Raw genomic sequence first — 24937 nt, 5'->3', positions numbered from 1 at the left:
ATCCGGGCCGTATTCAGCGTTCAGCCTTCAACGACGGCCAGAATTTCGGCTTCGCTCATGATCAGCAGCTCTTCGCCTTCCACCTTCACGGTGGACCCTGCGTATTGGCCAAAGATCACCTTGTCGCCTGCTTTCACATCCAGCGGGCGCACATCACCGTTTTCGGTGATCTTGCCATTGCCTACGGCAATGACTTCGCCACGGGACGGCTTCTCGGCAGCGGAACCGGGCAGCACAATACCGCCAGCGGTTTTGGTTTCTTCCTCTTCACGGCGAACCAGCACGCGATCATGCAAAGGACGGATGCTCATTTTTCCTTAAACTCCCAGTTAGTTCTTTTGACACCCAAGTCGGCCACAGCGGCCAAACTCGACAGTCTGAATTAGCACTCTCATGAGTGGAGTGCTAATCATAGTAAGGACGCCAGCACAGTCAACAGGAAATACCGATCATCGCCGGGGCTCCCTGCGCCTGCCTGCTGGCCGTGGAATGGGGTCGTAACGGCGGGATTCAAGGGCGGACGAGGAAAAAATCCTCTGGAGGAGTACGGGCGAGCATCACCAGGGTGTCACGCACTTGCCCAGCGTCTTCCGCCCGGGCCGGGAACGGTAGCCGACGTAACCGCGCCTCATGCCACAGCCAGGCACCCCAGGGGTCCACCGCCAGCATCTGCGCCCCCTGCCCCGGCGCGCCCAGCAAGGCCAGATAGTGGTCGATGGCCTCGGCGTGATCATCATTCATGTGCCCGACCATGGCCTGTTCACGGGCCAGGTCCCAACCCCACGGCTGCACCAGCGCTTCGGCATTCAACCAGGTCGCCCGGGCAAAACCCGGTATCCAGCGCGCCGTCGTCGGGCGCAACGCCAGAAAATAAAAATCCAGCTGGAGGTACTCGCGGGCGTGAGGAAACACCTGAAAGTAACGCTCCCCCTCGGCCGGGGGCACAGCCACCACCTCGCCGGACACGGTCAACCGCATGGCCGCCTGCCAGTCGCTGTGCTGTTGCTCCACCCACACCAGTGATGCCGCCGGGTTGGCCGCCAGGTTCACACTATGCGCCGCCAACGCACTGACCAGCATCAACAGGCGCCCTTCATGGTCCGGAACCACATTGACGGCAGACGCAAACGGCGCTCCCTCACTGTCCACGGTAGCCAGTGCCGCATGGCTGTGCTGATAGATAAACGACTGGGCTTCTGCTTCCTGATGCATCTGTGGTCCTGCTCTCCGTTTCCCGTTTTACGGCGGGCCTGAGCAATCCGGTCATTGGCCTGCCCGCTGCACCTCACCATAATCCGTTGCAACGTGAACCGACAGTGTAAGGAATCACCATGGAACTGAACCAGAAAGTGATTGTTGTGACCGGCGCCGGCCGTGGCCTGGGTCGTGGCATCGCCACCTTTTTTGCCGGCAAAGGCGCCAGGCTGGCCTGTGTGGATCTGAGCCAGGAAGACCTGGACGCCACCGTAACAGCCTGTGAAGCCGCTGGCGGCGAAGCCCGCGCCTACCTGGCCAATGTGGCTAAAGAGGAAGAGGTGGAAGCCCTGTTCAACAATGTGGTTGCCGATTTCGGCGCCCTGCACGGCCTGGTCAACAACGCCGGCATCACCCGTGACGGGTTGCTGATCAAGGCCAAAGACGGAGAGCTGGTCAGCAAGATGAGCTTGCAACAGTGGCAGGCCGTGATCGACGTGAACCTGACCGGGGTGTTCCTGTGTGGCCGTGAGGCCGCCGCCAAAATGGTCGAAACCGGCGCCGAAGAAGGCGTGATCGTTAACATTTCCTCCCTGGCCCGCCAGGGTAGCTTCGGCCAGAGCAACTACTCTGCCGCCAAGTCCGGGGTAGCCGCCATGGCCGAGACGTGGGCGAAAGAACTGGCCCGCTACAACATTCGCACCGGTGCGGTGGCGCCGGGCACCATCAACACCGACATGCTGGCCGCCATGAAACCGGAAGCCCGCGAGCGCCTGGTACAAGCGGTGCCCCTCAAACGTCTGGGCGAAGCCGAGCACATTGCCCGCAGCGTGGCCTTTATTTTCGAGACCGACTATTTCACCGGTCGCTGCATCGATATGGACGGCGGGTTACGGTAACAACGCCTGACGCCCCATGCCAAACGCAGGATGCGGCAACCCCAAAGAGGAAATCGGCTGGCACCGGTTTCCTCTTTTTATTGTGCTCTGCGTTTTTACTTGCAGCTGGAAGCTAGCCACTGGAAGCTACCTTTCATGAACCCTGAATTCCGAGATGCCGTTTACCAGATCGTCGCCGCTATTCCCCCCGGGTACGTCAGCAGCTATGGCGCCGTGGCAAAGCAGGCGGGCTTTCCCCGTCATGCCCGTTTTGTTGGCCGGCTGATGAGTCAGCTCCCCAAGGACACCCGCCTGCCCTGGCACCGGGTGCTGCGCGCCGATGGCTGTATTGCCCTTGCCGGCACCCCCTCGGGGGAAATTCAGACACAACGGCTACTGGATGAAAATATTCCGGTGCTGGGCGACCGCGTGCCCAGACAGTATTTCATCTAGGGAACCCGCATCGCCCCCTGCGAACAAAGTGTCTATGATGAGCCTTTCGCCAATCGGCAATACCCGCTAAGAGTCCTATGCCCCCACAATCGACCAGCTGGCAGCAATCCCTGAAGGCCTTCCTGCACCCCCGTGTAGAGACCATGTTTTTTTACGGGTTTTCGGCGGGCATTCCGTTGCTGCTGATTTTCTCTTCGCTGTCGCTCTGGCTACGCGAAGCAGGCGTAGACCGCTCCACGGTGACCTACTTCAGCTGGGCGGCGCTGGCCTACTCGTTCAAATTTCTCTGGGCGCCGCTGATTGATCGCTTGCCTATTCCTTTCCTGACCCGCTGGCTGGGCCGACGGCGGGCCTGGTTGCTGGTGGCACAACTGGCGGTCGCCGCCGCCATTTTCAGTATTTCCCTGGTCGACCCCACCCAGCCCGGCGCCCTGAATGTCATGGCGTTTGCCGTGGTGTTGCTGGGCTTCACCGCCGCCACCCAGGATATCGTTATTGACGCCTACCGGATTGAATCCGCGGGGGCGGAATTGCAGGCGCTGATGTCCTCGTCCTATATCGCCGGCTACCGGATCGGCATGCTCACCTCCGGGGCCGGCTCTTTAGTACTCGCCAGCTGGCTGGGCTCCACCAGTGAGTCCTACAGCTACGCCGCCTGGCAAAGCACCTATGCCATCATGGCGCTAACCATGCTGGTCGGGGCCGTCACCACCCTGATCATTCGCGAACCGGAAAACCACCGGCCCTCCAACGCGCAGTACACCAGTCGTCAGTACCTCAAATTTCTGAGCCTGTTCGTGGTGGGCATCGCCGCCTTTGTGTCGGTCTACATCTTCACCGCCGAGTCCGCCGCCACCTTCCGCCAGACACTCACTGATGCGGTGAACAACGGAGCCTTATCCGGCCTGGTGGTGGAAACCCTGCGCCTGGCCCTGGCGATCACGCTGGTAGCCGCACTGATCAAGCTACTCTCCCTGACCCCGCTGTATGACAAGCAGCTGGTGCAGGAAAGTTATCTCGACCCGGTGAAGGATTTTTTCCAGCGCTATGGCAAACGCCTGGCCCTGTTGCTGCTGGTTTTCGTGGGCTTTTATCGCGTTTCCGATATTGTACTGGGGGTGATTTCCAACGTCTTTTTTGAAGACATGGGCTTCACCAAGAACGAAATTGCCGGCGTGGTAAAAACCTTTGGCCTATTCATGACCATTGCCGGGGGCTTTCTGGGCGGGGTCCTGGCCATGCGCCACGGCGTTATCCGGGTGCTTTACCTGGGGGCGTTCCTCACCGTGGCTACCAACCTGCTGTTCCTGTGGCTGGCCTATGCGGGCCACGATATCCGCATCCTCTATGCGGTGATCTCCGCCGACAATCTCACCGCCGGCCTGGCCAGTGCGGCCTTTGTGGCGTTCCTGTCGCAGCTCACCAATGTGTCCTTCACTGCGGTGCAATACGCCATCTTCAGCTCCCTGATGACATTGCTGCCAAAAACCATTGGCGGCTACTCCGGCAGCATGGTGGACAACCTGGGCTACCCGGGCTTCTTCCTGCTGGCCAGCCTGATGGGCGTGCCCGTGCTGGGCCTGATCTACCTGATCCAGCGCCACAGCGCGTTTAGGAACTAACCCAAAGCACCGCTCATCGGCTACTTTTCAATCAATTCGCAAACCGGCTATAGTGGAGACTTACAAAAAACAACAAGAAATCCGATGACCGTCTCTGAACTCGATATCCTGGTGGTAGACGACGCCCGCTTTTCCGCCGCCGTGGTCAACCGCACCCTGGCCACCGCCGGCTATACCGGTATCCGCCATGCCCACAGCGCCCACGATGCCCTTGGCCAGCTTGCCGAGAAACCGGCCGATCTGGTGGTGGCCGACTGGTTGATGCCCGGCATGGACGGCCTGGAGCTGACCCGCCGCATCCGCCAGAACGACGAGGCCAACAACCGCTATACCTATGTGCTGCTGCTCACTGCCCGCGAAGGCGTGGACGCCCTGCAGCAGGCCTTTGATCAGGGCGTGGACGATTTCGTCTCCAAGTCCACCATGACCGAACAGCTGCAACACCGGGTGATGGCCGCAGACCGCATTATCCAGCGCCACAATCGGGTACAGGCCGACTACCAGCGCATGCTGACGGTGAACCGCCAGCTCAAACGCCAGGCCCTGATCGACCCGCTCACCGGTTTTGGCAATCGCCAGGACGCCCTGCGCGCGCTGGACAGCACACTCAAACACGCCCAGAAACGCGGCGGCGCCGCCTGCATGCTGCTGATGCGCCTGGAAGACTTCGAGCTACAACAACGCCAGCGCGGCAACAAGGTCATGCAACAAGGCGTCCTCGCCTTCAGCCGGAGACTGCGCCAATCCGTGCGGCCCATGGATCATCTCTGTCGCCTGCAGCAGGATCACTTTGCACTGATTACCTACCAGCCACAGCTGAGCCACTGCGACCCCACCAGCTTCCGGCGTCTGTACGACAGCCTGAACCACCGCGCCTACCAGACCGCCGCGGGCTTTCTCAGCCTGCAAGTCAGCATCGCCCTGGCCGCATCGGCTGGCGGAAACAGTGCGGACGGCATGCTCGAGCAGGCAACCCTGGAGCTGGAGCAGGCCCTGGCAGAAAAACGGATCGTCTCCGCTGCAGCAAGCGCCTGACACACCGAACATTCCCGGCACCTTCGCAGAGAAAAACGCTCCATTTCACGGCCCTCAGGGCTTACCATTCCCCCCATGACTGAATCCCTTCCACACTGGTACCTGCTCGGTGCCGGCAACATGGGCACGCTGGCCGCCTGGTATCTGACCCGTGCGGGCCATACCGTCAGCATCGTTACCGACAACCCGCAACCGCCACTGCACAAACAGCTTTTTTTTGCTGACCAAAGCGTGTCACTCACCCTCTCCTGCGCCAGCCCGGAACAGCTCCCCGCGACCATTACGCATTTATTGGTGGCCAGCAAAACGCCTTACACAGAAGCAGCGTTACGCCGGGTGAAAGGCCATCTTAGTGACAAGACTTTGGTGCTGCGCTTTCAGAATGGCATGGGTGCACTGGATGGCAGACTCCCTGCCGGCACTGCCGTGCTGGAGGCCATCACCACCAGCGCCGTGAAAGGGCAGTCACCACAGCACACCATCGTGGCAGAAAACACCACCTGGTTGGGTGGCACCCAGCAGCCACCGGAATGGCTGAAAGGCCTGCAGCGCCACTGGCCCGACCTGCACTGGGAAGCAGACATACGCTTCGTGCAATGGAAAAAACTGGTGGCCAACGCGGTGATCAATCCGCTCACCGCCCTGCACGATGTGCCCAACGGCGCCGTCGTTGACGATCCAGCCTTGCAACAGGAAGCCCGCGCGCTCTGCGCCGAGGCCGACACCCTGCTAACCGCACTGGATTCCCGCTGGCCCGGCCATTCGTTTTCCGCCGTGCTGCAGGTGGCCCGAGCGACCGCCGGCAACACCTCCTCCATGCGCGCAGACCGGCAGCGCGGCGCCACCACGGAAATCGAGGCCATCAACGGTTGGCTGCTACGCCAGGCACAGCGTCATGGCCTGGACCTGCCCACCCACCGTCGCCTGGTTGAGGCCCTGAGAGGCCAGGCGCCCACATAAACGCACAGGCCCTCAGCGGCTGGCTCTGGTAAGCTCCCCTGCGTGCAGACCCCATTGTTCGGAGGATGAATGTCCACTCGCCACGCCACTCGCTATCCCGCGCTTTTTTTACCTGCTGCTGTCAGCCTGTTACTCGCCGCCCCGTTGCCGGGGATCGCCGGTGAACCCACTGACACAACAAACACGACGGACGCGGCCAGCGACCGTCACGCCCTGGGCACGGTGAAAGTCAGTGGCGCCCGCAACACCAGCCTGGCTGGCGAGCTGCCCACCGGCACCGTGGTGATCGACCGGGAAGCCATCGACAGCCTGCCAGCGACCAATCTGGCGGATCTGCTCGACACCGTGGGCGGCCTGCAAAGCAGTCGCCTGTATGGCATCAACGGCAGTAACGCCAGCGTGGATCTGCTCGGCTTCGGCGCCACCGGCAACCAGAACACCCTGATCCTGCTGAACGGCCGCCGACTCTCCAACATCGACCTGACCACCCCGGAACTGACCGGCATTCCCCTGGCGGCCATTGAGCGCATCGAAGTGCTGCCCGGTGCCGGTGCGGCCTTGTACGGCAACGGCGCCGTGGGCGGCGTGGTCAACATCGTCACCCGCCGCAGCTATCGCAACAGCGCCGGGCTGGAAATCAACAGCGGCAGTTACAACAGCCTCGGGGGCAACGGCTACGCCACCGGCAACCACGGCAACCTGAGCGGTGCGGTGGCGCTGAGCACCCTGGACAGCGATGGCTATCGCGACAACAACGCCCTGCGTAACGACAGCGCCTTCGCTGACCTGCGCTACCAGCAGGACCGTGTTGAAGCCTATTTCACCGCCAATGGCACCCGGCAATCCCAGGACCTGCCGGGGGGCCGCGACCCCATGGAATTCAATAATGATCCGCAAGGGGCCGATACCCCCGACGACGACGCGGAGCAGGAAAGCTACTGGTTGATGCCCGGCCTGCGCATTGCCATGGCCGGCAATACCGCGCTCACTCTGGACGCCAGCCGCCGCCGCCAGACCCAGGAGTACCGCTACCCCTCCAGCGGTTTCAACGGCGAGTCAGTGGTGGACAGCTACAGCTTCACTCCCAAGCTGGAAGGCCAGACCGCCACCGGCAGTGCCATGCATAACTGGACGCTGGGCGTGGATCTGCATGAATACGATTACACCAGCCGGACCAATTTCGGCGACCGGGAACTGGAACAAAGTCAACGCGCCTGGTACCTGCACAACCTGGTCAGCCTGACCCCGAAACTGTCTGTCAGCGCCGGCGCCCGCCAGCTGGAAAGCACTCTCAGCGGTGAAGGAGCCGACAAGGAGCAGGACGGCGAAATGTACGAGGGCGGCATCCGCTACACCTTCACCGGCAACCTGGCCCTTTTCGCCGGCGCCCAGCGCAGTGTACGCATCGCCAATGTGGATGAACTGTCCCCGTTCAACCCGCCCATCGACCCGCAAACCGGCCACAGCTACACCACCGGCGCCAGCTGGTCGCAGGGCCGGCAGCACTCCACGCTGACGTTCTGGCGCGCCGAGATTGACAACGAAATCGTTTACGACCCCATCGCCTTCGCCAATCGCAATCTGGACGACCGCACCGTGCACAAGGGCGTCAGCATCAACTCCCGCTGGCGGCTGGACAAGGACATCACCTTCACCGCCAACGCCAGCGCCCAGCAAGCCCGTTTTGATGGCGGTCCCTTCAGCGGCAACGACGTGCCCCTGGTGCCCGAACACACCATGGAACTGATTGCCGACTGGCAGGCGCTCACCTGGCTGTCCGCCCAGATCAGCCACCGTTACGTAGGCGATCGGCATTACGATGGTGACGTGGACAATGAGTACCGCAAACTGGATCACTACCGCACCACCGATCTGCAACTGACGACCCGCTATCGCAAACTCTATCTCAAAGCCGGTGTCTACAATCTGGAAGACAACGTGAATGCGGACTACGGTAACTACAACCCGGCCAGCAGCAACGCGGTACTCTACCCGCTGCCAGAACGCCATTACCGGGTCGCACTGGGCATGGAGCTGTAATGAGTGATAGCAACGGAACCGGAAACCGCGACAAGACCCGCATCAACCGGGTCATCACCCGCACCGGGGATGCCGGCGAAACCGGCCTGGCAGATGGTTCACGGGTGAGCAAGTGTCACCCGCGCATCGTGGTACTGGGCGAGCTGGACGAACTGAACAGCGCCTTGGGCGTACTGCGTGCCCGCCCGCTGGATAGCGATCTGGACGCAGTACTGGGCCTGGTCCAGCAAATGCTGTTCGACATCGGCGGCGAGCTGGCCATTCCCGGCCACCGCGTCATTGATGATCACGACCTGGTGGAAGTGGAATCCCAGGCCGACACCATCAACGCCGAACTGCCCCCATTGAAAGAATTTGTGCTCCCCGGCGGCCACCCGGATGCCGCCTGGTGCCACCACTGCCGTACCGTGGCGCGCCGGCTGGAACGCCACGTTATCGCCCTGCACGAGACCGACGAAGAGGCGATCAATCCGGTGAGCCAGGCGTTGATCAACCGGCTTTCCGACCTGTTGTTCGTCATGGCCCGCCTGATCAACCTGCGCCACGAAGCCCCGGAAACCTTGTGGATGCCAAAAGCAGATCGGTGAGGTGAGGGAGCGCCAGAGGCGAAAACCCGCCCCTTCGTGGCCCGTGTTTGTCTGGCCAGGTATCTGGCGCCGCATTATGGAAAGATTGTGCAAACCGGCCCACCGCTACTGCTAGCGCGCTACACTGAAGGTCCTGACTGATGATGTAGCGCCATGGGCATTCGCAATAAACTGTTTCTGATTTTCCTGGGTACCTTTCTGGTGCTGATCGTGGCCGCCAGCGGATTCTATTATCTGTCTTTTGTGCGCAGCCTCGACACCTACCTGGACGAACGCCAGCAATCCCAGGTAGAGCGCCTGGCCAATCACCTGGGCACTCTCTACCAACAACAGGGATCATGGCAGTTTCTGCGCGACGATCCCCGCCGCCTGAAACGACTTTACTGGCTGGCCGGTGATCGGGAAGAAGGCAAAGACGACCGCGGCGACCACCGCCACCTGCAACTGCTCGATGCCCGCAAGCGTGTGCTGCTTGGTCCGCCTGCCCCGGAAAAATACCGTGTCGATGTGCCCATTCAGGATGATCGCCGCATCGTGGGTTATCTGACTTACCCAGACCAGGAAGCCATTCGCGATAAACTCGACCGCCGCTTCATGGGCCGCCAGCTTCGCTTTGCCCTGTGGATGCTGTGCGTAGGGCTCGGCCTGTCTCTACTGGTTTCCTGGCTGCTGGCCCGCCACCTGGTGGCACCAATTCTGGCGCTTTCCCGCCATACCGCTGAACTGCAGGAAGGTAACTACGACTCTCGTCTGGCCAGCGACCGCCGGGATGAGCTCGGCACCTTGACCCGCCAGGTTGACCAGTTAGCCGAGCGTCTCGACCAGGGCCAGCAGGCACGGCAACGCTGGTTCTCGGATATCGCCCATGAGCTACGCACTCCGGTGGCCATTCTCCAGGGTGAGCTGGAAGCACTGTGCGATGGCATACGCCCCCTGAATCAGGAAAACCTGAAAGGGCTTGAAAGTGAAGTCGCTCAACTGACCCACCTGATTAACGACCTGCACGACCTGGCATTGGCCGACGGTGGCAACCTGCGCTATCAGTTCCGCCTGGAAGACTTGAGCAGCCTGGTGGAAGAGGTACTCGACAGTTATCGAGGTGCGTTCGCGCAGCGTGACATCACCTGCAAAATCACTCTGCCCGACCAGGCCGTGATCCAGCAGGATCCCGTGCGGCTACGCCAGTTACTGGATAACCTGTTCCAAAACAGTCTCAAGTACACCGCCGACGGCGGCGAGTTAGCCGTCTCCCTGAACCAACAGAAAGACAGCACCTGGCAATTGACGGTGGACGACAGCGCCCCCGGCGTCCCCGACGATGCCCTGCCCAAACTGTTTGACCACTTGTACCGGGTGGAAAGCTCACGCAATCGCCGCACCGGCGGAGCCGGCCTGGGGCTCGCCATATGCCTGCGCATTGTCGAGGCCCACGGCGGTACGCTTCATGCAGAACACAGCCCGCTGGGCGGTGTGCGCATCCAGATCTCGCTACCGGGAGATGCCCAATGAGCCGTATCCTGATCGTAGAAGATGAGCCGCGCCTGTCACAGCTGGTGGCGGATTACCTGCAACACGCCCACTACCAGACCGAACAGACCGACAGCGCCAAAGCCGCCATTGCCCTGGCCCGTGAGCAATCCTTTCAAGCGGTATTGCTGGATCTGATGTTGCCCGACGGCGACGGCATGGAAGTGTGCAAAGCGATCCGTCAACACAGCAACGTGCCGATCCTCATGGTCACCGCCCGGGTGGATGAAGTGGACCGCTTGCTGGGCCTGGAGCTGGGCGCTGACGATTACATCTGCAAGCCCTTCAGCCCCCGTGAACTGGTGGCACGGGTGAAAGCGGTGCTACGCCGCGCCAACCCCGAACCCACCGAACAAGAGCACGAATTACAACTTGATGAAGAGCGCTACGAGGCCATTCTCAAACAGCCACAGGGCCAGCAGCGCATCGCCCTTACCGCTATCGAGTTTGCCTTGCTCGCCACCCTGTCTCGTCACCCAGGCCGTATCTGGTCACGGGACCAGCTAATGGACGAAATCTATAAGGACCACCGCGTGGTTTCCGACCGCACCATCGACAGCCATATCCGCAAACTGCGCCGTAAACTCAGCGACGGCGACGAGCAATCCCATGACTGGATCGGCAGTGTTTACGGAGTGGGGTATCGGCTGGAAACGCCTTGATACCGCACCGACTTGTAGGCGCTCCCTTCCAGGGGACGAACCGTGCGCAGCACGGAATCGCCGAAAGGCGATCAATCATGCGGAACGCCCGTCTAGCGCTTCGCTTCGCGAGGTTCGTCCCTTGGAAGGGAACGCCTACAGCACAAATCAGGCGTCGTTCCGGTTTTGATTTTCCTTGCAGCTCGAGACTTTAATCTTGTGACTGCTCTTCCACATTTCCTGCATATTCCTTGCACCTTGTTACGCAATACTCTCCCCATCACATTCAAGGACTCAATGGAGTCATAAGGAGAGAGCCCCATGAAAAAAATCGCTATCGTTATTCTTGCTGTTTTTGCCACATCCGCTTTTGCCATGGGTCCCGGTCAACGGGGCGGCGAAAAAATGGTCGAGCACATGACCAAGAAACTGGAACTGACCGATACCCAAAGCGCCCAGATGCAGACCGTCTTTGAAGAGCAGGGTAAAAAAATGAAAGCCTTGCACGATGAGACCCAGGCAAAGATCAATGCACTACTGACGCCCGAGCAGCAAGAAAAGCTGGCCAAAATGCAAGAAGACCGTAAAGAGCGCCGCGACGACCGCCACGAAAAGCGCAAAGAGCGTTAATCAATAACGCGGCACCACTCACAAAAAAGGCCTTCATATGAAGGCCTTTTTTGTTTATGCAGATTACGTAGGTTTTCGAAATATCACGTGCCTGTTCCACAACCATTTTCACAGCTATCTTCACAGCAACGCCTGACGCATATCCGTCAATAGTTGGCTCAGGTAGGTCGTGAACCGCGCTGCGGCCGCGCCATCAATGACACGGTGATCGTAAGACAGGCTCAGCGGCAGAATCAGCCGCGGCTGAAACTGGTTACCATCCCACACCGGCTGCATATCAGAGCGGCTCACCCCCAGAATCGCCACTTCCGGCCAGTTCACAATCGGGGTAAATGCGGTGCCGCCAATACCGCCCAGGGACGAAATGCTGAAGGTCCCGCCTTTCATGTCCGCCGGTGTCAGTTTGCGGTTACGGGCTTTCTCGGCCAGTTCGCCCATTTCCAGGGCGATCTCCTTCAACCCTTTCTTGTCCGCATCCTTGATCACCGGCACGACCAGACCGTTGGGCGTGTCTACCGCGATACCGATATTGATATAGCCTTTTTCAATCAACGCCTCGCCACTGTTTTCCAGCGAACTGTTGAAACGCGGGTACTCCTTCAACGCTCGCGCGCAGGCTGTCACCAGAAACGCCAGCATGGTGAGCTTCACGCCCTCACGTTCAAGGCGTTTGTTCTGGCTTTTGCGGAACGCTTCCAGATCGGTGATATCCGCGTTGTCATGCTGGGTCACATGGGGGATGGTCAACCAGGAACGTGTCAAATTTTGGGCGGAGACCTTGCGCAGCTTGTTCAGCTCGACCCGTTCGATGTCGCCAAACTGGCTGAAATCAATCTCTGGTAACTCTACCGCCAGCCCACCGCCAGCGCCCCCGGCCGGCTGCCCTTCCAGGCGCTGCTTCACATAGGCATGCACGTCATCTTTGAGAATGCGGTCTTTCGGGCCAGTGGCGCGAACCTGTGACAGATCCACCCCGGTTTCCCGTGCCAGCTTGCGCACCGCTGGGCCAGCGTGAACAGGCGTGGACGGAGACGCACCACTGTCGGCGGCTTGCCCCCGGGATGATGAGGGAGGCTCGCTTTTCTGTGCCGGCTTGCCTTGTGCGCCTGTGTCGCTTTCTTTCCCGGTTCCCGTCTCATCCTTATTGGCGTTTTCGGCATCAGCCTCTTTTTCACTCTCCGGTTCTCGCTCGCTTTCTTCTGCTGATGCCGAACCACCCGCAACCGCCAATGTAATCAGGGCATCACCGGTGCCGACCTTGTCTCCAACGCTGACGCTAACCGACTCCACCTTGCCGGCGTTCGGCGACGGAATTTCCAGCGACGCCTTGTCGGATTCCACCACCACGATGACCTGCTCTTCGTCGAGCTCGTCACCCACAGCCACGTTGACTTCGATGATCTCTGCCGCATCGATATCGCCGAGATCCGGCACCTTCACGGTTTCGGTGCGGCTTCCCGTCAGCTCTTTCGGTTTCTCCGCTTTATCACTGGAGTCTGTGCTGCTCTTAGTGCTCTGCTTACTCGGTTTACTCTGCCCTTGGGCCCCTGCACCGTTGCCTTTCGCCGTGTCGCCTTCGTCATCCGCTGCAACAGCATCATCGCTGCCATTGGCCTCTTCGGCATCAAGCTCCATGATCGCATCACCTTCCTTGACGCGGTCACCCACCTTGACACTGATTGCGGCAACTTTTCCGCCCTGGGGCGCTGGCACTTCCACCGTGGCCTTGTCGGATTCCAGCACAATAATGGTGTCTTCGGCGCTAATGGTATCGCCGACTTTTACGCTGATCTCGATGACATCAACAGGATCACTGCTGCCCACATCGGGAACATGAATTTGCGTTTTACTCACACCTGAACTCCTTATAGTGAGATCACTGATCGATAATCAGTGACGGGTGCGATCAATGCATCACCGGATAGGGTTTATCCGTATCAATGCCATATTTCTCGATAGCCTGTTTCACCACCGCTGCGTCAACCTTGCCCTCTTTGCGCAAGGCATTCAGTGCTGCCAGCACCACGAAGTATCGGTCTACTTCAAAGAAATGGCGTAACTTCTGACGCGAGTCGCTGCGCCCAAACCCATCGGTGCCCAGCACCGAATACGGGGCGTTCACCCAGGGACGAATCTGGTCGGCAAAGGCGCGCATGTAATCGGTAGACGCAATCACCGGGCCGGCGCGATCTTTCAGGCATTTCTCCACCCAGTTAAGCTCACGTTCCTGCTCCGGGTTGAGCATGTCATCGCGGTCCATGCGAAGCCCTTCACGGCGCAATTCGTTGAAGCTGGTCACGCTCCAGACGTCCGCCGCCACACCGAAGTCCTCTCGCAATAATTCTGCCGCCGCTTCGACTTCGCGCAGTATCGTACCGCTGCCCAGCAACTGAACCCGCGGAGTTTTCCTGGTTTTGGGTTTGCCCTCGCGCAACAGATACATGCCCTTGCGGATACCTTCCTCTGCACCTTCCGGCATGGCACCGTGCACGTAGTTTTCATTCATCAGGGTCAGGTAATAGAACACCTTCTCGTTGTCCTCATACATGCGTCTGAGGCCATCCTGAATAATGACTGCCAGCTCGTAACTGTAGGCGGGGTCGTAGCTGACACAGTTCGGCACCGTGCCGGCCAGGATATGACTGTGACCATCCTGATGCTGGAGCCCTTCACCGTTAAGCGTGGTGCGCCCGGCCGTGGCGCCCAGCAAAAAGCCCCTCGCCTGCGAATCTCCCGCTGCCCAGGCCAGGTCGCCCACACGCTGAAAGCCGAACATGGAGTAATAGATGTAGAACGGAATCAGGGCGAAGTCATGGACGCTGTAACTGGTGGCTGCCGCCAGCCAGCCGGACATGGCACCGGCTTCGTTGATGCCCTCTTCAAGAATGCGCCCCTTCTTGTCTTCCCGGTAATACATCACCTGGCCAGCATCTTCCGGTTCATACTTCTGGCCGCCGGATGAATAAATGCCCAACTGGCGAAACAGTCCTTCCATGCCAAAGGTGCGGGCTTCATCGGGCACAATCGGTACCACGCGTTCACCAATCTGCTTGTCCTTGATCAGCGTGCTCATCATGCGCACGAAAGCCATGGTGGTGGATATTTCCCGATCACCACTGCCTTCCAGGAAGTTGGCGAATACATCCAATCCGGGGATGGTTAACTGCTGGCTGGCTTTCTGGCGGCGCACGGGCATATAGCCGCCCAGTTTGTCGCGTTGTTCCTTCATGTAACGCAGCTCCGGGGAGTCATCCGCCGGGCGGTAATAGGGCACGTCTTCCAGCTGTTCATCAGTGAACGGCATATCGAAGCGATCGCGGAAATCCTTCAGGCTTTCCAAATCCAGCTTCTTCATCTGGTGAGCCTTATTGACGGCTTCTCCGGCACCGGTCGCATAGCCTTTTACGGTCTTGGCCAGAATCACCGTGGGCCGCCCCGTATGTTTCACCGCCGCATCATAAGCCGCATACACCTTGAACGGATCGTGGCCGCCCCGGTTCAGGCGATACACGTCATCGTCACTCATATGCTCGACCAGTTTCTTTAGCTCCGGGTTCTCGCCAAAGAAATGTTCGCGCGTGTAAGCCCCACCGTTTTTCTTGTAGGCCTGATATTCCCCATCCACACATTCTTCCATGCGGCGACGCAGCAGACCTTCGCTGTCTTTTTCCAGCAGCGGGTCCCACAAACGCCCCCACACGACCTTGATCACATTCCAGCCGGCGCCACGGAACACGCCTTCCAGTTCCTGGATGATTTTGCCATTACCCCGCACCGGACCATCCAAGCGCTGCAGGTTGCAGTTCACCACGAACACCAGGTTATCCAGCTTCTCACGGCCGGCCAGAGCAAGAGCGCCGAGGGATTCGGGTTCGTCCATTTCCCCGTCACCAAGAAATGTCCAAACCTTACGGTCGTCCTGCTGAATCAATTCCCGGTTCTGCAGGTACTTCATGATGTGGGCCTGGTAGATGGCCTGAATCGGCCCCAGCCCCATGGAAACGGTGGGGAATTGCCAGAAATCCGGCATCAGCCAGGGATGCGGATAAGACGATAAGCCCTTGCCATCCACTTCCCGGCGGAAGTTATCCAGCTGCTCTTCACTAATACGTCCTTCCAGATAGGCTCGAGCGTACACGCCCGGTGCCGAATGCCCCTGAAAGAACACCAGATCGCCCTCGTTCTCGTCACTGGGAGCGCGAAAAAAATGATTGAAGCCCACATCGTAGAGCGTCGCGGAAGAGGCAAAAGAAGCAATGTGCCCCCCCAGCTCATCATCGTTATCGATATTGGCCCGCATAACGGTGGCGAGAGCATTCCAACGGATCAGCGAACGAATTCTGCGCTCCATGAACATGTCACCGGGGATGGCGGCCTCGTCCTTGGGAGCAATGGTATTAAGGTAGGGCGTATTAAGGTGGGTGCGATAAACGCCCTGTTCCTGGGCTTCATTAGTGATCGCATCAAGTAGCCAGGCGGCTCGCTCAGGGCCTTCTCGCTCAACTACCGATTCCAGGGCCTCGAGCCATTCCCGGGTTTCAGCCGGATCAACGTCATCAAAAAAACTGCGTTTTTGCATGGGCGTGCGTCCTTTTTCGCGTTGCCATGCGCCGCCGCAGGATCACTGCAGCGACGCTGAAAGAGGCCCAAGGGTGGCTGGGCTTGAGACCTGAAGTCTCACGACATCGGGCACGGAGTGGCATCTCTGCCAAATCGCCGATGTACGTTAATACTAGCGCCGTAGACCGGTTGGCGGTCAAGTTGGCCAGTGACGAAAAAAATCAGCCGACACAGTATGTTGGCCATTTTTTTCGGTTATGTCCCTATCCTGAACCCGGTGCAGGGAAACCGGAATTCGACCAAGGTCGGTTCTATTGAAACGCTATTCACGCCCGCACGTTCACAGCAACATGATCCACAACGCGGCCATAATCAGCCAGATGGCCACACAGCGCAGCAGCAGGCCCTGCAACCCTTCCAGATGATCCATGGCGGTGTGCAAGGTTCCGGGGCTGGTGTCATGATTTTCTTCCTGTGCCACATTGGCCACGGACACTATCAGCGAGGGGGTCGGCTGCAGCTGCCACCAGGCGCCGCGCATTCTTTCCATTACTGCGGTAAAGTCCCCGGCCAGCGACATACTGACAATAAGCAGTTGCCGGGCAGGCAAGCTCAACCAGTCATCCAGTGCTTTCTGCCAACCCAAGGTCTCTGATTCGCTACAGTGACGCCGCTGACGCTGCAGCCAGGCATGGTTCAGGACCACCAGAAACGCCGCCCCGAACCCCAGCAACACCAGCCAGAAAATCGCCACGAACAAGCGTTCTTCCCGCGCCAGAATCTGCTCACTCAGTTGCTGGTGGTAGGCCGGATCGCCGGGCACGCCGTTAACGGAAAATTCGTCCGTGGCCAGGGCAGCAAACCCATCCGGGTCATTCATACGGCCGCGCACCAGCAATTCATCCACATGGCGAAACTCGCTGTGACTGCCCAGCAGCCACAAGAGCAGCAATGTGCCCAGACCCAGCACCAATAACTGACCCCAGAAACCGGACAACCAGCACGCCCCCCAGGCGATCAACACCGCAGGAAGCAGCACCGCGACCCACCACACCCGGTTCGGCTGGCCAATGCGGCTACCGCAGCGTTGCAGCCAGCGCTGGTGACGTTCCTCACCGGCCAGCAGCGGCGACCAGCCTGCATCCATCCGGCGTAGCCCCATCACCACGATCAACACAATAAACTTCATGCCTTTTCCTCCCTGAAATCGGCCAGTTGTTCACGGTAACGCCGCCAGTCGAACGCCGGGCCGGGGTCCGTTTTTCTTCCCGGTGCAATATGTTCATGGCCGGTAATGCGGGCATCGGTAATCGCGGGATAGTGATGCTGCAAAAGCTGCGTCAGCGCAGCCAGCGTGTCGTACTGGGCGTTTTCGTAGGGGATGTTATCGGCCCCTTCCAGTTCGATACCGAGGGAGAAATCATTGCAGTTTTCCCGCCCCTGAAACGTGGAGACGCCAGCATGCCAGGCTCGCTTATCGCACGGCACAAACTGTAGCAGGCCACCGTCACGACGAATCAGAAAGTGGGACGACACCGTCAATTGGTGGATGGTTTCAAAATAGGGGTGATCCGCCGGGTTCAGGCAGTTTTGAAAAAACGCTTCGATATGGCCGCCGCCAAACTGGCTCGGCGGCAAACTGATGTTATGGATCACCAGCAACGAGATATCGGCCGGATCAGGGCGTTCGTTAAAATTGGGGGATGGGCACCATTGCGCCTGATCGACACGATGTCCGGAAAGGGTAAGCACCCGCGCAAGCTCCTTTTGCCTGCGCCGGGATGAATACGGCAGGGGTTAGTGTTGCACGTTACCCTGCATGCGACGCAGATCGCCAATAACTGCTTCCAGAGCCCGATCAAACAGGGCTCCCTCTTCAATGAGTTTAACAGTCCCGTTATGCAGGGCAACGGCCAAGGTGTAAGCAGAAAACTCCTGCACCTTGATACCGCGGCGGTTGGTAAACACCATTTTCACGCCAGCTCGGATGTTGGCCGCCAGCTTGGCACGGCGCGGTTCGCCGTCGTCCTGAATTTCAATCCACTGCCCCGGCGCCAGCTGACTGCATTTCTTCACCAGGAAATGATTTTCCGGCAATTCCGGCACCGTTTCCGGCTGGGCCGGTTCGGCGGGCTGCTCTGGCTCCACCGCCACCCGCTCCGTCTGCAGGCCCTTGAGCAGCTGCTGATGCACATCACGGAATTTAACCAGCAGCTGCTTGGTTTCCACCGCATCGTAGTTAATCTGGCTGAGACCGCTGTGCAGGGTCTTGAGCAGCTTCGGACTCAGATCCTTCAGTTTTTCCAGGGCCGCCTGCTCCCGGTGCTCCAGCACACTCCAGACCACCGCATCGACCACCTTCACCTGCTGCTGCCACAATCCGCTATCATCGCCTTCGCGCAGCCAGGTCAAGTACAACACCTGTTGCCAACCCTGGCGCAGCAGACGCACCACCACATCCGGCAGCTGCCGCCCGGCCATGCGCTTATCCAGCACCGCCACCACTTCGCTACGGGCCTGTTCGGCCCTGGCCTTGCCCTCTTCTGCCTCGCGAACCCGCTGTTCCACACGATCGGAACGGCTTTTCTGGTTATCGAAGAAGTGCTGGAACTCCTGCAACAGGGAGGAGAACAGGCTGGCATCATCTTCGTAATCATCAATGATGCGGTGCACCGCCTGATTAATCCGCTGGTAGAGGTCGTCCTGGATACCCTGCTGCGGATCCCACTGGCTGCCGGCCCGGGCCAGCATGTTCAGCAATAGACGGGCTTCATGATTGTCGTTGCTAAAAAAGGTTTTATCGATGATCGCTACTTTCAGCAGCGGGATCTGCAGGCGACCAATCAGTGCCTTGATTTCCGAGGGCAGGCCTTCGTCATCCAGAATGAAATCGAACAGCAGAGCCACCAGATTGATGACATCATCATCGGCCTGATCCAGGGCATGGATGGCCTCGCCGTGCTCATTGTCGAGCAGCTCGGACAGGTCCGTTTTCAGGTCGGCACGGTCTTCGCCTTCATCTTCACCGAGGCTACGCTCTACCCGCTGCAGGCGATTCAAGACACCGAGCAGATCATCGGAACTGACCTGATGCACAGACGCCGCGTTAGCCACCGGCGCGCCATTCATATAGGGCACACCATTCTGCATAACGGCCATGGCCGCCTCACTGGCAGCACCCGGCGCTCCACCGGATCCACCGCCACCCGGGCCACCTTGCATGCCGCGCATGGTCACCAGCAGTTCCTGCAGCAGCCCAAACATCTGATCATTGCTGGGGCCACCGGCATTCCCCGCCGTGGGCATCACACTGTCAGAGCTCTGGCTTGCCAGTGAGCGGGAACCGGGCTTGCGGGCCGGAGCGATAGGCGCGGACTTCATTTCCGGCAGCACCCCGGCATCAATCAGCACCTTGTTGGCTTCACTGACCAGATAACCGGTTTCCGCCATCACTTCCCGCTCGAACAGCTTGAGGATGATCAGACGAGCTTTGATATCCAGCGACAGCTTTTCCAGCCCTTCACTGAAACAGGCCACCAACTGGCGGGGTTCCAGCGGGTTGTTGTGTTCGTTCACTTCCCGTTTGCTTTCAAACAGGTATTCGATGCGATGACAGAGGACCTTCAGCTGCTCGTTACAGCCATTTCGGGCCCGGCGTGCCATGTTGTCCAGCGCCACCGAGGTTTCCAGCTCATCCTCGTGAACCAACGTCAGGGAATCCAGATCTACCGGCGTTTGTTCCAGTGTCTCGGTTTCCGGGGGGCGTGCCAGGGTCAGAAATTGATGATTGATGGCCTGCTTGAAGCTGCCCACCAGCCCAGCACGCTGAATGCGCAGCTCGCGCATGGCCTCGAAATAGCGCTCTCGCTCGCTATCGGTTTCCTTCTCGGCCAGGTCAAAGAGCTTGTCATCGGCACCATCCAGCATATCGCCAAGGTAGGCCGCACTGAGAGACAGGTAACGCGCACACACCTTCTCAAGCGGCCGCGGCATGCTGCCTGGCGTTGCTTTCCCGGAAACCGGCTTTAGCTGTGTGACCTTGGACATTGCTCCCCCGGCAGGCGGACCCGCGACAGGCTGGGTGAAATACATCAAAACAGGGCGTATATGGCACCAACGTTTTAATACTTTAATACGCTACCATGCATCAAGAGTAAGAATTTTGAACTAGTTGGCACTGACAGAATAGTGTGCGAGCACTCACAAACAAAACGCCCCACTTTCCCTACCCCGGAAATTCCCCTAGCCTAAGGCCTTTCGGGGCATTGGACGATAGTCATGGAACAGACGGTTACCATACTCAAACAGATTAGTGGTCTTCTGTGGGGATGGCCGGCGCTGATTCTCATCGCCGGCACAGGCATTTATCTCACCCTCATTCTCGGCTTCCTGCCCTTGCGCCAGCTGGGTTTCGGTTTCCGGCAAATGCTGGGGCCGCAACGCGGGGTGGGCACCATCGGTGCCGGCGCCGCCCTCGCCACGTCGCTGTCTGCCACCATTGGTACCGGTAATATTGTCGGCGTGGCCACCGCCATTCACTCCGGTGGCCCCGGTGCCCTGGTCTGGATGTGGCTGATCGCCCTGGTGGGCATGGCGACCAAATACGCAGAAGCGGTCCTCGCCGTCCATTTCCGGGAAAAAGATGCCGCCGGGCAATACGTGGGCGGCCCCATGTATTACATCAAGAACGGCCTGGGCAAGAACTGGCACTGGCTGGCCATCGCCTTCGCCGTATTCGGCATGATTGCCGGCTTCGGGATCGGTAACAGCGTCCAGGCCAACTCCGTGGCTCACGGACTCAGTGACAGCTTTGGTCTGCCACCCTGGATCACCGGCGTCACTCTGGCGGTCCTGGTGGGCATGGTGGTGCTGGGCGGCATGAAGCGGATCGCCACCGTGGCAACCTTCATTGTGCCCTTTATGGCGCTGGCCTATTTGTTGGCAGGCCTGGTGGTTCTGGCAGATCACGCCAGCGCCATCCCCGATGCCCTGGCCCTGTGCTTTGAAGGGGCCTTCAGTGGCACCGCCGCCGCCGGTGGCTTTGCCGGGGCGCTGGTGAAAGAAGCCATCCGTTTCGGTATGGCCCGGGGGATCTTCTCCAACGAAGCCGGCCTGGGCAGCGCCCCCATCGCCCACGCCTCCGCCAACACGGACCATCCAGCACGGCAGGGCTCCATCGCCATGCTCGGCACCTTTATCGACACCATTATTGTCTGCTCCGTTACCGGCTTGGCGATTGTATCTACCGGCGTCTGGGACAGTGGCGTCAAAGGCGCCCCGCTTTCCGCCATGGCGTTTTCGTCCACCTTCGGCGGTGCCGGCAACATCATTGTGGCCTGCAGCCTGGCCGTCTTTGCCTTTACCACCCTGCTGGGCTGGAGCCTGTACAGCGAGCGCTGCACCCAGTTCCTGTTCGGCAACAAGGCTGTCATGCCATTCAGGATTATCTGGGTACTGGCCGTGCCGTTAGGCGCCATTGTCAGCCTGAACTTCGTCTGGGCACTGGCCGACATCATGAATATCCTGATGGCCGTGCCAAACCTGATCGCTCTGTTATTATTGTCCCCCATTGTGGTTCGGCTAAGCCGTGAGTTCTTCGCCAACCGCCCGGATTAACTCCTGACGGTTGACGGTTACAGCCGTCAACCGTCACTGTCACGCCCCACCGCCGCCAGCATTCGATGAAGGCGCGCGGGGCCGCGACCTGTAACCGTATTCAGAGATCCCATGACCTTCAGCGCCAACCTGCCCGACTATATTCGTGACGACATCACCCGCAATGTGACCTTTGCTCTGGAAGAAGATATCCGCGATGGCGATATCACCGCCCAGCTCATCGACGCGGACAGCCGCAGCACCGCCACCATCATTACCCGCGAAGACACCGTCATGTGCGGCACCCCCTGGGCCGACGAAGTATTCCGGCAGTTGGGCGACGTGGACGTTGAATGGCATGTCCAGGATGGCGACCGCCTCCCAGCCGAAACCACTTTGTGCACCCTGCGCGGCAATACCCGCAAGATACTCACCGGCGAGCGCACTGCCCTGAATTTCCTGCAAACCCTGATGGGCACCGCCACCACCGCCCGCCACTACGCGGATGCCGTGGCCGGCAGTCAGGTCACCATCCTGGACACCAGAAAAACCCTGCCCGGCCTGCGCGCCGGCCAGAAATACGCCGTGCTCTGCGGCGGCTGCCAAAACCACCGCATCGGCCTCTACGACGCCTTCCTGATCAAAGAAAACCATGTGACGGCTTGCGGCGGCATCACCGCCGCCATTGAGCGCGCTCGAGCGCTGGCACCGGAAAAGAAGGTTATTGTGGAAGTGGAAACCCTGGCAGAGCTGGAAGAAGCAGCCGGACTGACGCCGGATCAGATTATGCTGGATAATTTTAGCGTAGAAATGCTGAAAGAAGCGGCCGGGATGCCCATTGAATCAGCGCTGGAGGTGTCAGGTAATTTAACTGTGGATAATGCAGGTGGGCTACCGAAGAGTCGGCACTGGTTTTTGTCTTCCGGGGCGCTGACCAAGCATGTTCAGGCCACGGATTTGTCGTTGCGATTACAAACCTAATACTTGCTCCTCATCCTCGCATTATAAAAGCTCACCAAACTGCCAAAATCGAGGCTCAAGATGCCCCTCGGTTGGCAAATCACGCCAATAATCAAAAACCAAAACGACATAGCTTAAGGCAGTAAAAAAAACACCTATAGTAACGAATCTACCAAACGAAGAATCGGCCCGCCCAATATCACTGCCAAGAACCTTTTCCTTCAAAGAAGAAAAAAGAAACGCCAGCGACAAAGCAAAAACCATCGCTGCCGCAGGAACAAACGGCCCCGCACCGACCAAAGAATGAACCATAAATGCGACTACCCCGGCAGTACCAGAGATCGAAACAATATCTTCTCTTAGCCTCTCTCTTTCCCTCCATAGCATTCTATAAAATATAGCCGTCCCGGCGCCCACCAATAAAACCAGGAACACTCCATACTCATAAGCTATCAAGAACAGGAAATTATGAGGATGCGCCACATGCAAAGAACTATTCAAAGAATAGCTTAACGGACCATGGCCAAACCAAGGAGAATCAATAAATCCTAGCCACGCAGTCTGCCAAAGTAAAAACCGTTTTGAATCAGAGGCATAATTATGATGAAGCAAAGCCCCCTCAGCTGATCCCGTGTCATGAAGCCACAACAGCCCCAAAAACAAACATAACGACACAAGGAAACAGGCAGCCATCCAAAGAAAATATATTTTTATATTATCGCTTTTCCCTAAAAACGCGATCAGAAACAATGCGGAAAAAAAGGATAAAATCCCACCTCTGGAGCCTATGATCAAAATCATAGCTCCGAGGAAGACACCCATAATAAAGACTAGCCCCGCACCCAGCCTTGTCGAAAAAAAAGACACCGAACGCAACGCAGGAAGAAGAAGCAACAGCGGAACATAGAATGCAACCGCATGATTTTTATTAGAAAAACCATCAATTAAGTAATCTGCACCTATCAAACCATTGTAAAACAGTGCCAACCCACCAACACTGAAATAAAGAATATGCACTGCAGAAACAATCAATATACTTCTAGATAAAAAAGACAATTTCCTGGAATCAAGCAATGAAAAGGCAGATATCAGAACCACTATCACAAAAAACCATAGCAGAATTCGGGCGCCACCTACCCAGCCCCTAAACCCTACTTCACCCAAAACACATGCTGCAAAGGTAGAAAAAATAAAAATAGAGAAGAGGGTTTTATTCTTACAAACAAATCCCGGCACTACATTTTTGAAAAAGCAGGACGCAAAAATAACAGAAAAAAGAAAAAAAACCTCAACCCAACGGGAGTAATCATAAACCCACAGCCCTTCAGGCCTCCACCAAGGCTGTAAAAGCATGAAAAACGCAATCGCAAAAATGCCACAAAAAACAACTTTTCCTCTATCTTCCATAAATCAAAATCATCCCCAAAAAAAAGAGCGCCACAAGGGCGCTCTTTTTACTTAGCCAATCAAACTATTAGGTAGCACGACAGTTGCTTGGCAAATATTTGTTAGATACGTTACTGCTAGCCAGACAGTTCCACTGAACCCCACCGGCATTATAAGTAGGGTTAAACGCGATGCTACCAGTGCCATCAGTTGCACCCAGAGCGGCCCAGTCAGGATTGATTGTAATCACACCAGCAGCCACTGTCACACTTGTGATATAAGGGCTGGCGGCAGCAACATCAGCAACATCAATTCCTGACGCAGCAGCGGTACAGTTTGTCAAGCCACCGTCGGTAAGAGCGCATTCAGAAACACTCGTTTTCATCGAGGAAGCGAAACCAAGAACTTCGGATACTTTAGCGCGAGAAGTATAATCTTGGTAGGCGGGAATCGCCACTGCCGCAAGAATACCGATGATCGCCACAACAATCATCAGTTCGATAAGGGTGAAACCTTGTTGCATTTGCTTCTTCATTTTGTTTTCTCCAATCATTGGCAAACTTTTTTGAGCCCACCCTTGGCGAGCATCTGCATAAGTACAAAGCATGGAGTGTGCCAACTTAATGCTATTGGGAAAAAATCATTAGAACGGCAGCTTCCTGCGCCTCAAGACTACATGACTGTTACTACTGTACAGCGAAAACAGGCCTCACCCGCCAACGCTAAATGTCACCTCCTGACACTTCATGTCACCAACCCACTTGAGGTTGACGTAATTTGTCGGCTTTACCGACCCGGGAACCTTATAATGTGACAGGACCGTCACCACCTATCCTCAACCTTACAGGTGCGAGCACGCCCCTTTTCAC

The 24937-nt window shown here is 58.1% G+C and carries 21 protein-coding genes; 12 read left to right on the top strand and 9 right to left on the bottom strand.

Annotation, left to right across the window (positions count from 1 at the left end; genetic code table 11):
- Nucleotides 1-20: 20 nt before the first annotated feature.
- Both groES and F1529_RS08270 read right to left on the bottom strand, forming a co-directional pair.
- Nucleotides 21-311 (bottom strand): co-chaperone GroES, encoded by a 291-nt coding sequence (groES, locus tag F1529_RS08275; protein ID WP_007148402.1) that lies wholly within the window; start codon nt 309-311, stop codon nt 21-23.
- A gap of 199 nt (nt 312-510) precedes the next feature.
- Complete coding sequence (locus tag F1529_RS08270) at nt 511-1212, bottom strand: HugZ family protein (protein ID WP_155133646.1); 702 nt, start codon at nt 1210-1212, stop codon at nt 511-513.
- A gap of 119 nt (nt 1213-1331) precedes the next feature.
- Here F1529_RS08270 and F1529_RS08265 point away from each other — a divergent pair, with 119 nt between their 5' ends.
- The 10 genes from F1529_RS08265 to F1529_RS08220 all read left to right on the top strand — a co-directional run bounded on the left by F1529_RS08265 (nt 1332) and on the right by F1529_RS08220 (nt 11567).
- The gene (locus F1529_RS08265; protein ID WP_155133643.1) at nt 1332-2093 is read left to right on the top strand and encodes an SDR family oxidoreductase; all 762 of its coding nucleotides are present in this window, start codon (nt 1332-1334) and stop codon (nt 2091-2093) included.
- A gap of 135 nt (nt 2094-2228) precedes the next feature.
- Nucleotides 2229-2525: an MGMT family protein gene (locus F1529_RS08260; RefSeq protein WP_155133640.1), complete on the top strand. Its 297-nt coding sequence runs from the start codon at nt 2229-2231 to the stop codon at nt 2523-2525.
- Between the two features lie 77 nt (nt 2526-2602).
- Nucleotides 2603-4147 carry an MFS transporter gene (locus F1529_RS08255; RefSeq protein ID WP_155133637.1) on the top strand — a complete coding sequence of 515 codons (1545 nt, stop codon included), beginning with the start codon at nt 2603-2605 and terminating at the stop codon, nt 4145-4147.
- 84 nt (nt 4148-4231) lie between these two features.
- On the top strand, nt 4232-5182 hold the full coding sequence (locus F1529_RS08250) for a response regulator (RefSeq protein ID WP_007148689.1): 951 nt from the start codon (nt 4232-4234) through the stop codon (nt 5180-5182).
- Nucleotides 5183-5257: 75 nt separating this feature from the next.
- Nucleotides 5258-6142 carry a ketopantoate reductase family protein gene (locus F1529_RS08245; RefSeq protein WP_155133634.1) on the top strand — a complete coding sequence of 295 codons (885 nt, stop codon included), beginning with the start codon at nt 5258-5260 and terminating at the stop codon, nt 6140-6142.
- Nucleotides 6143-6211: 69 nt separating this feature from the next.
- The gene (locus F1529_RS08240) at nt 6212-8182 is read left to right on the top strand and encodes a TonB-dependent siderophore receptor (protein WP_155133631.1); all 1971 of its coding nucleotides are present in this window, start codon (nt 6212-6214) and stop codon (nt 8180-8182) included.
- Nucleotides 8182-8769: a cob(I)yrinic acid a,c-diamide adenosyltransferase gene (locus F1529_RS08235; protein ID WP_155133628.1), complete on the top strand. Its 588-nt coding sequence runs from the start codon at nt 8182-8184 to the stop codon at nt 8767-8769. Before F1529_RS08240 ends, F1529_RS08235 begins: the two co-directional genes overlap by 1 nt.
- Before the next feature lie 153 nt (nt 8770-8922).
- On the top strand, nt 8923-10278 hold the full coding sequence (locus F1529_RS08230; protein WP_007149549.1) for an ATP-binding protein: 1356 nt from the start codon (nt 8923-8925) through the stop codon (nt 10276-10278).
- On the top strand, nt 10275-10958 hold the full coding sequence (locus F1529_RS08225; RefSeq protein ID WP_007150966.1) for a response regulator: 684 nt from the start codon (nt 10275-10277) through the stop codon (nt 10956-10958). Before F1529_RS08230 ends, F1529_RS08225 begins: the two co-directional genes overlap by 4 nt.
- A 300-nt stretch (nt 10959-11258) precedes the next feature.
- Nucleotides 11259-11567 carry a hypothetical protein gene (locus tag F1529_RS08220; RefSeq protein WP_155133625.1) on the top strand — a complete coding sequence of 103 codons (309 nt, stop codon included), beginning with the start codon at nt 11259-11261 and terminating at the stop codon, nt 11565-11567.
- A gap of 120 nt (nt 11568-11687) precedes the next feature.
- On the opposite strand, the gene aceF is transcribed toward F1529_RS08220, so the two are convergent.
- From aceF to F1529_RS08195, 5 genes are all read right to left on the bottom strand, one after another.
- Nucleotides 11688-13421: a dihydrolipoyllysine-residue acetyltransferase gene (gene aceF / locus F1529_RS08215; RefSeq protein WP_370456978.1), complete on the bottom strand. Its 1734-nt coding sequence runs from the start codon at nt 13419-13421 to the stop codon at nt 11688-11690.
- A gap of 52 nt (nt 13422-13473) precedes the next feature.
- Complete coding sequence (gene aceE / locus F1529_RS08210; protein ID WP_155133622.1) at nt 13474-16146, bottom strand: pyruvate dehydrogenase (acetyl-transferring), homodimeric type; 2673 nt, start codon at nt 16144-16146, stop codon at nt 13474-13476.
- Between the two features lie 321 nt (nt 16147-16467).
- Nucleotides 16468-17316 (bottom strand): hypothetical protein, encoded by an 849-nt coding sequence (locus F1529_RS08205; RefSeq protein WP_155133619.1) that lies wholly within the window; start codon nt 17314-17316, stop codon nt 16468-16470.
- Complete coding sequence (gene ampD / locus F1529_RS08200; RefSeq protein ID WP_290518829.1) at nt 17313-17879, bottom strand: 1,6-anhydro-N-acetylmuramyl-L-alanine amidase AmpD; 567 nt, start codon at nt 17877-17879, stop codon at nt 17313-17315. Before ampD ends, F1529_RS08205 begins: the two co-directional genes overlap by 4 nt.
- A gap of 45 nt (nt 17880-17924) precedes the next feature.
- On the bottom strand, nt 17925-20174 hold the full coding sequence (locus F1529_RS08195) for a DUF1631 domain-containing protein (RefSeq protein ID WP_155133613.1): 2250 nt from the start codon (nt 20172-20174) through the stop codon (nt 17925-17927).
- 231 nt (nt 20175-20405) lie between these two features.
- On the opposite strand from F1529_RS08195, the gene F1529_RS08190 reads away from it, so the two are divergent.
- Nucleotides 20406-21743 (top strand): sodium:alanine symporter family protein, encoded by a 1338-nt coding sequence (locus F1529_RS08190; protein ID WP_155133610.1) that lies wholly within the window; start codon nt 20406-20408, stop codon nt 21741-21743.
- Between the two features lie 111 nt (nt 21744-21854).
- Complete coding sequence (nadC, locus tag F1529_RS08185) at nt 21855-22703, top strand: carboxylating nicotinate-nucleotide diphosphorylase (protein ID WP_155133607.1); 849 nt, start codon at nt 21855-21857, stop codon at nt 22701-22703.
- A gap of 21 nt (nt 22704-22724) precedes the next feature.
- On the opposite strand, the gene F1529_RS08180 is transcribed toward nadC, so the two are convergent.
- Together F1529_RS08180 and F1529_RS08175 are read right to left on the bottom strand one after the other, a co-directional pair.
- Nucleotides 22725-24089, bottom strand: a complete 1365-nt coding sequence (locus tag F1529_RS08180) for an O-antigen ligase (protein ID WP_155133604.1) — start codon at nt 24087-24089, stop codon at nt 22725-22727.
- Between the two features lie 67 nt (nt 24090-24156).
- Nucleotides 24157-24603 carry a pilin gene (locus tag F1529_RS08175; protein ID WP_155133601.1) on the bottom strand — a complete coding sequence of 149 codons (447 nt, stop codon included), beginning with the start codon at nt 24601-24603 and terminating at the stop codon, nt 24157-24159.
- Nucleotides 24604-24937: the final 334 nt, after the last annotated feature.

The organism is Alcanivorax sp. VBW004 (genome assembly GCF_009718865.1).
Lineage (GTDB): Bacteria > Pseudomonadota > Gammaproteobacteria > Pseudomonadales > Alcanivoracaceae > Alcanivorax.
The sequence above is the reverse complement of the archived record's forward strand: the minus strand, read 5'-3'. Positions and strand labels throughout refer to the sequence as shown.

Bases quoted from the DNA above. Each gene is read 5' to 3' on its own strand.
- F1529_RS08195 (WP_155133613.1), bottom strand. From the start codon at position 20,174: ATGTCCAAGGTCACACAGCTAAAGCCGGTTTCCGGGAAAGCAACGCCA.
- F1529_RS08175 (WP_155133601.1), bottom strand. From the start codon at position 24,603: ATGAAGAAGCAAATGCAACAAGGTTTCACCCTTATCGAACTGATGATT.
- F1529_RS08205 (WP_155133619.1), bottom strand. From the start codon at position 17,316: ATGAAGTTTATTGTGTTGATCGTGGTGATGGGGCTACGCCGGATGGAT.
- nadC (WP_155133607.1), top strand. From the start codon at position 21,855: ATGACCTTCAGCGCCAACCTGCCCGACTATATTCGTGACGACATCACC.
- F1529_RS08245 (WP_155133634.1), top strand. From the start codon at position 5,258: ATGACTGAATCCCTTCCACACTGGTACCTGCTCGGTGCCGGCAACATG.
- F1529_RS08190 (WP_155133610.1), top strand. From the start codon at position 20,406: ATGGAACAGACGGTTACCATACTCAAACAGATTAGTGGTCTTCTGTGG.
- F1529_RS08240 (WP_155133631.1), top strand. From the start codon at position 6,212: ATGTCCACTCGCCACGCCACTCGCTATCCCGCGCTTTTTTTACCTGCT.
- F1529_RS08270 (WP_155133646.1), bottom strand. From the start codon at position 1,212: ATGCATCAGGAAGCAGAAGCCCAGTCGTTTATCTATCAGCACAGCCAT.
- F1529_RS08220 (WP_155133625.1), top strand. From the start codon at position 11,259: ATGAAAAAAATCGCTATCGTTATTCTTGCTGTTTTTGCCACATCCGCT.
- F1529_RS08230 (WP_007149549.1), top strand. From the start codon at position 8,923: ATGGGCATTCGCAATAAACTGTTTCTGATTTTCCTGGGTACCTTTCTG.
- F1529_RS08250 (WP_007148689.1), top strand. From the start codon at position 4,232: ATGACCGTCTCTGAACTCGATATCCTGGTGGTAGACGACGCCCGCTTT.
- F1529_RS08265 (WP_155133643.1), top strand. From the start codon at position 1,332: ATGGAACTGAACCAGAAAGTGATTGTTGTGACCGGCGCCGGCCGTGGC.
- F1529_RS08235 (WP_155133628.1), top strand. From the start codon at position 8,182: ATGAGTGATAGCAACGGAACCGGAAACCGCGACAAGACCCGCATCAAC.
- groES (WP_007148402.1), bottom strand. From the start codon at position 311: ATGAGCATCCGTCCTTTGCATGATCGCGTGCTGGTTCGCCGTGAAGAG.
- F1529_RS08255 (WP_155133637.1), top strand. From the start codon at position 2,603: ATGCCCCCACAATCGACCAGCTGGCAGCAATCCCTGAAGGCCTTCCTG.
- F1529_RS08225 (WP_007150966.1), top strand. From the start codon at position 10,275: ATGAGCCGTATCCTGATCGTAGAAGATGAGCCGCGCCTGTCACAGCTG.
- aceE (WP_155133622.1), bottom strand. From the start codon at position 16,146: ATGCAAAAACGCAGTTTTTTTGATGACGTTGATCCGGCTGAAACCCGG.
- F1529_RS08180 (WP_155133604.1), bottom strand. From the start codon at position 24,089: ATGGAAGATAGAGGAAAAGTTGTTTTTTGTGGCATTTTTGCGATTGCG.
- F1529_RS08260 (WP_155133640.1), top strand. From the start codon at position 2,229: ATGAACCCTGAATTCCGAGATGCCGTTTACCAGATCGTCGCCGCTATT.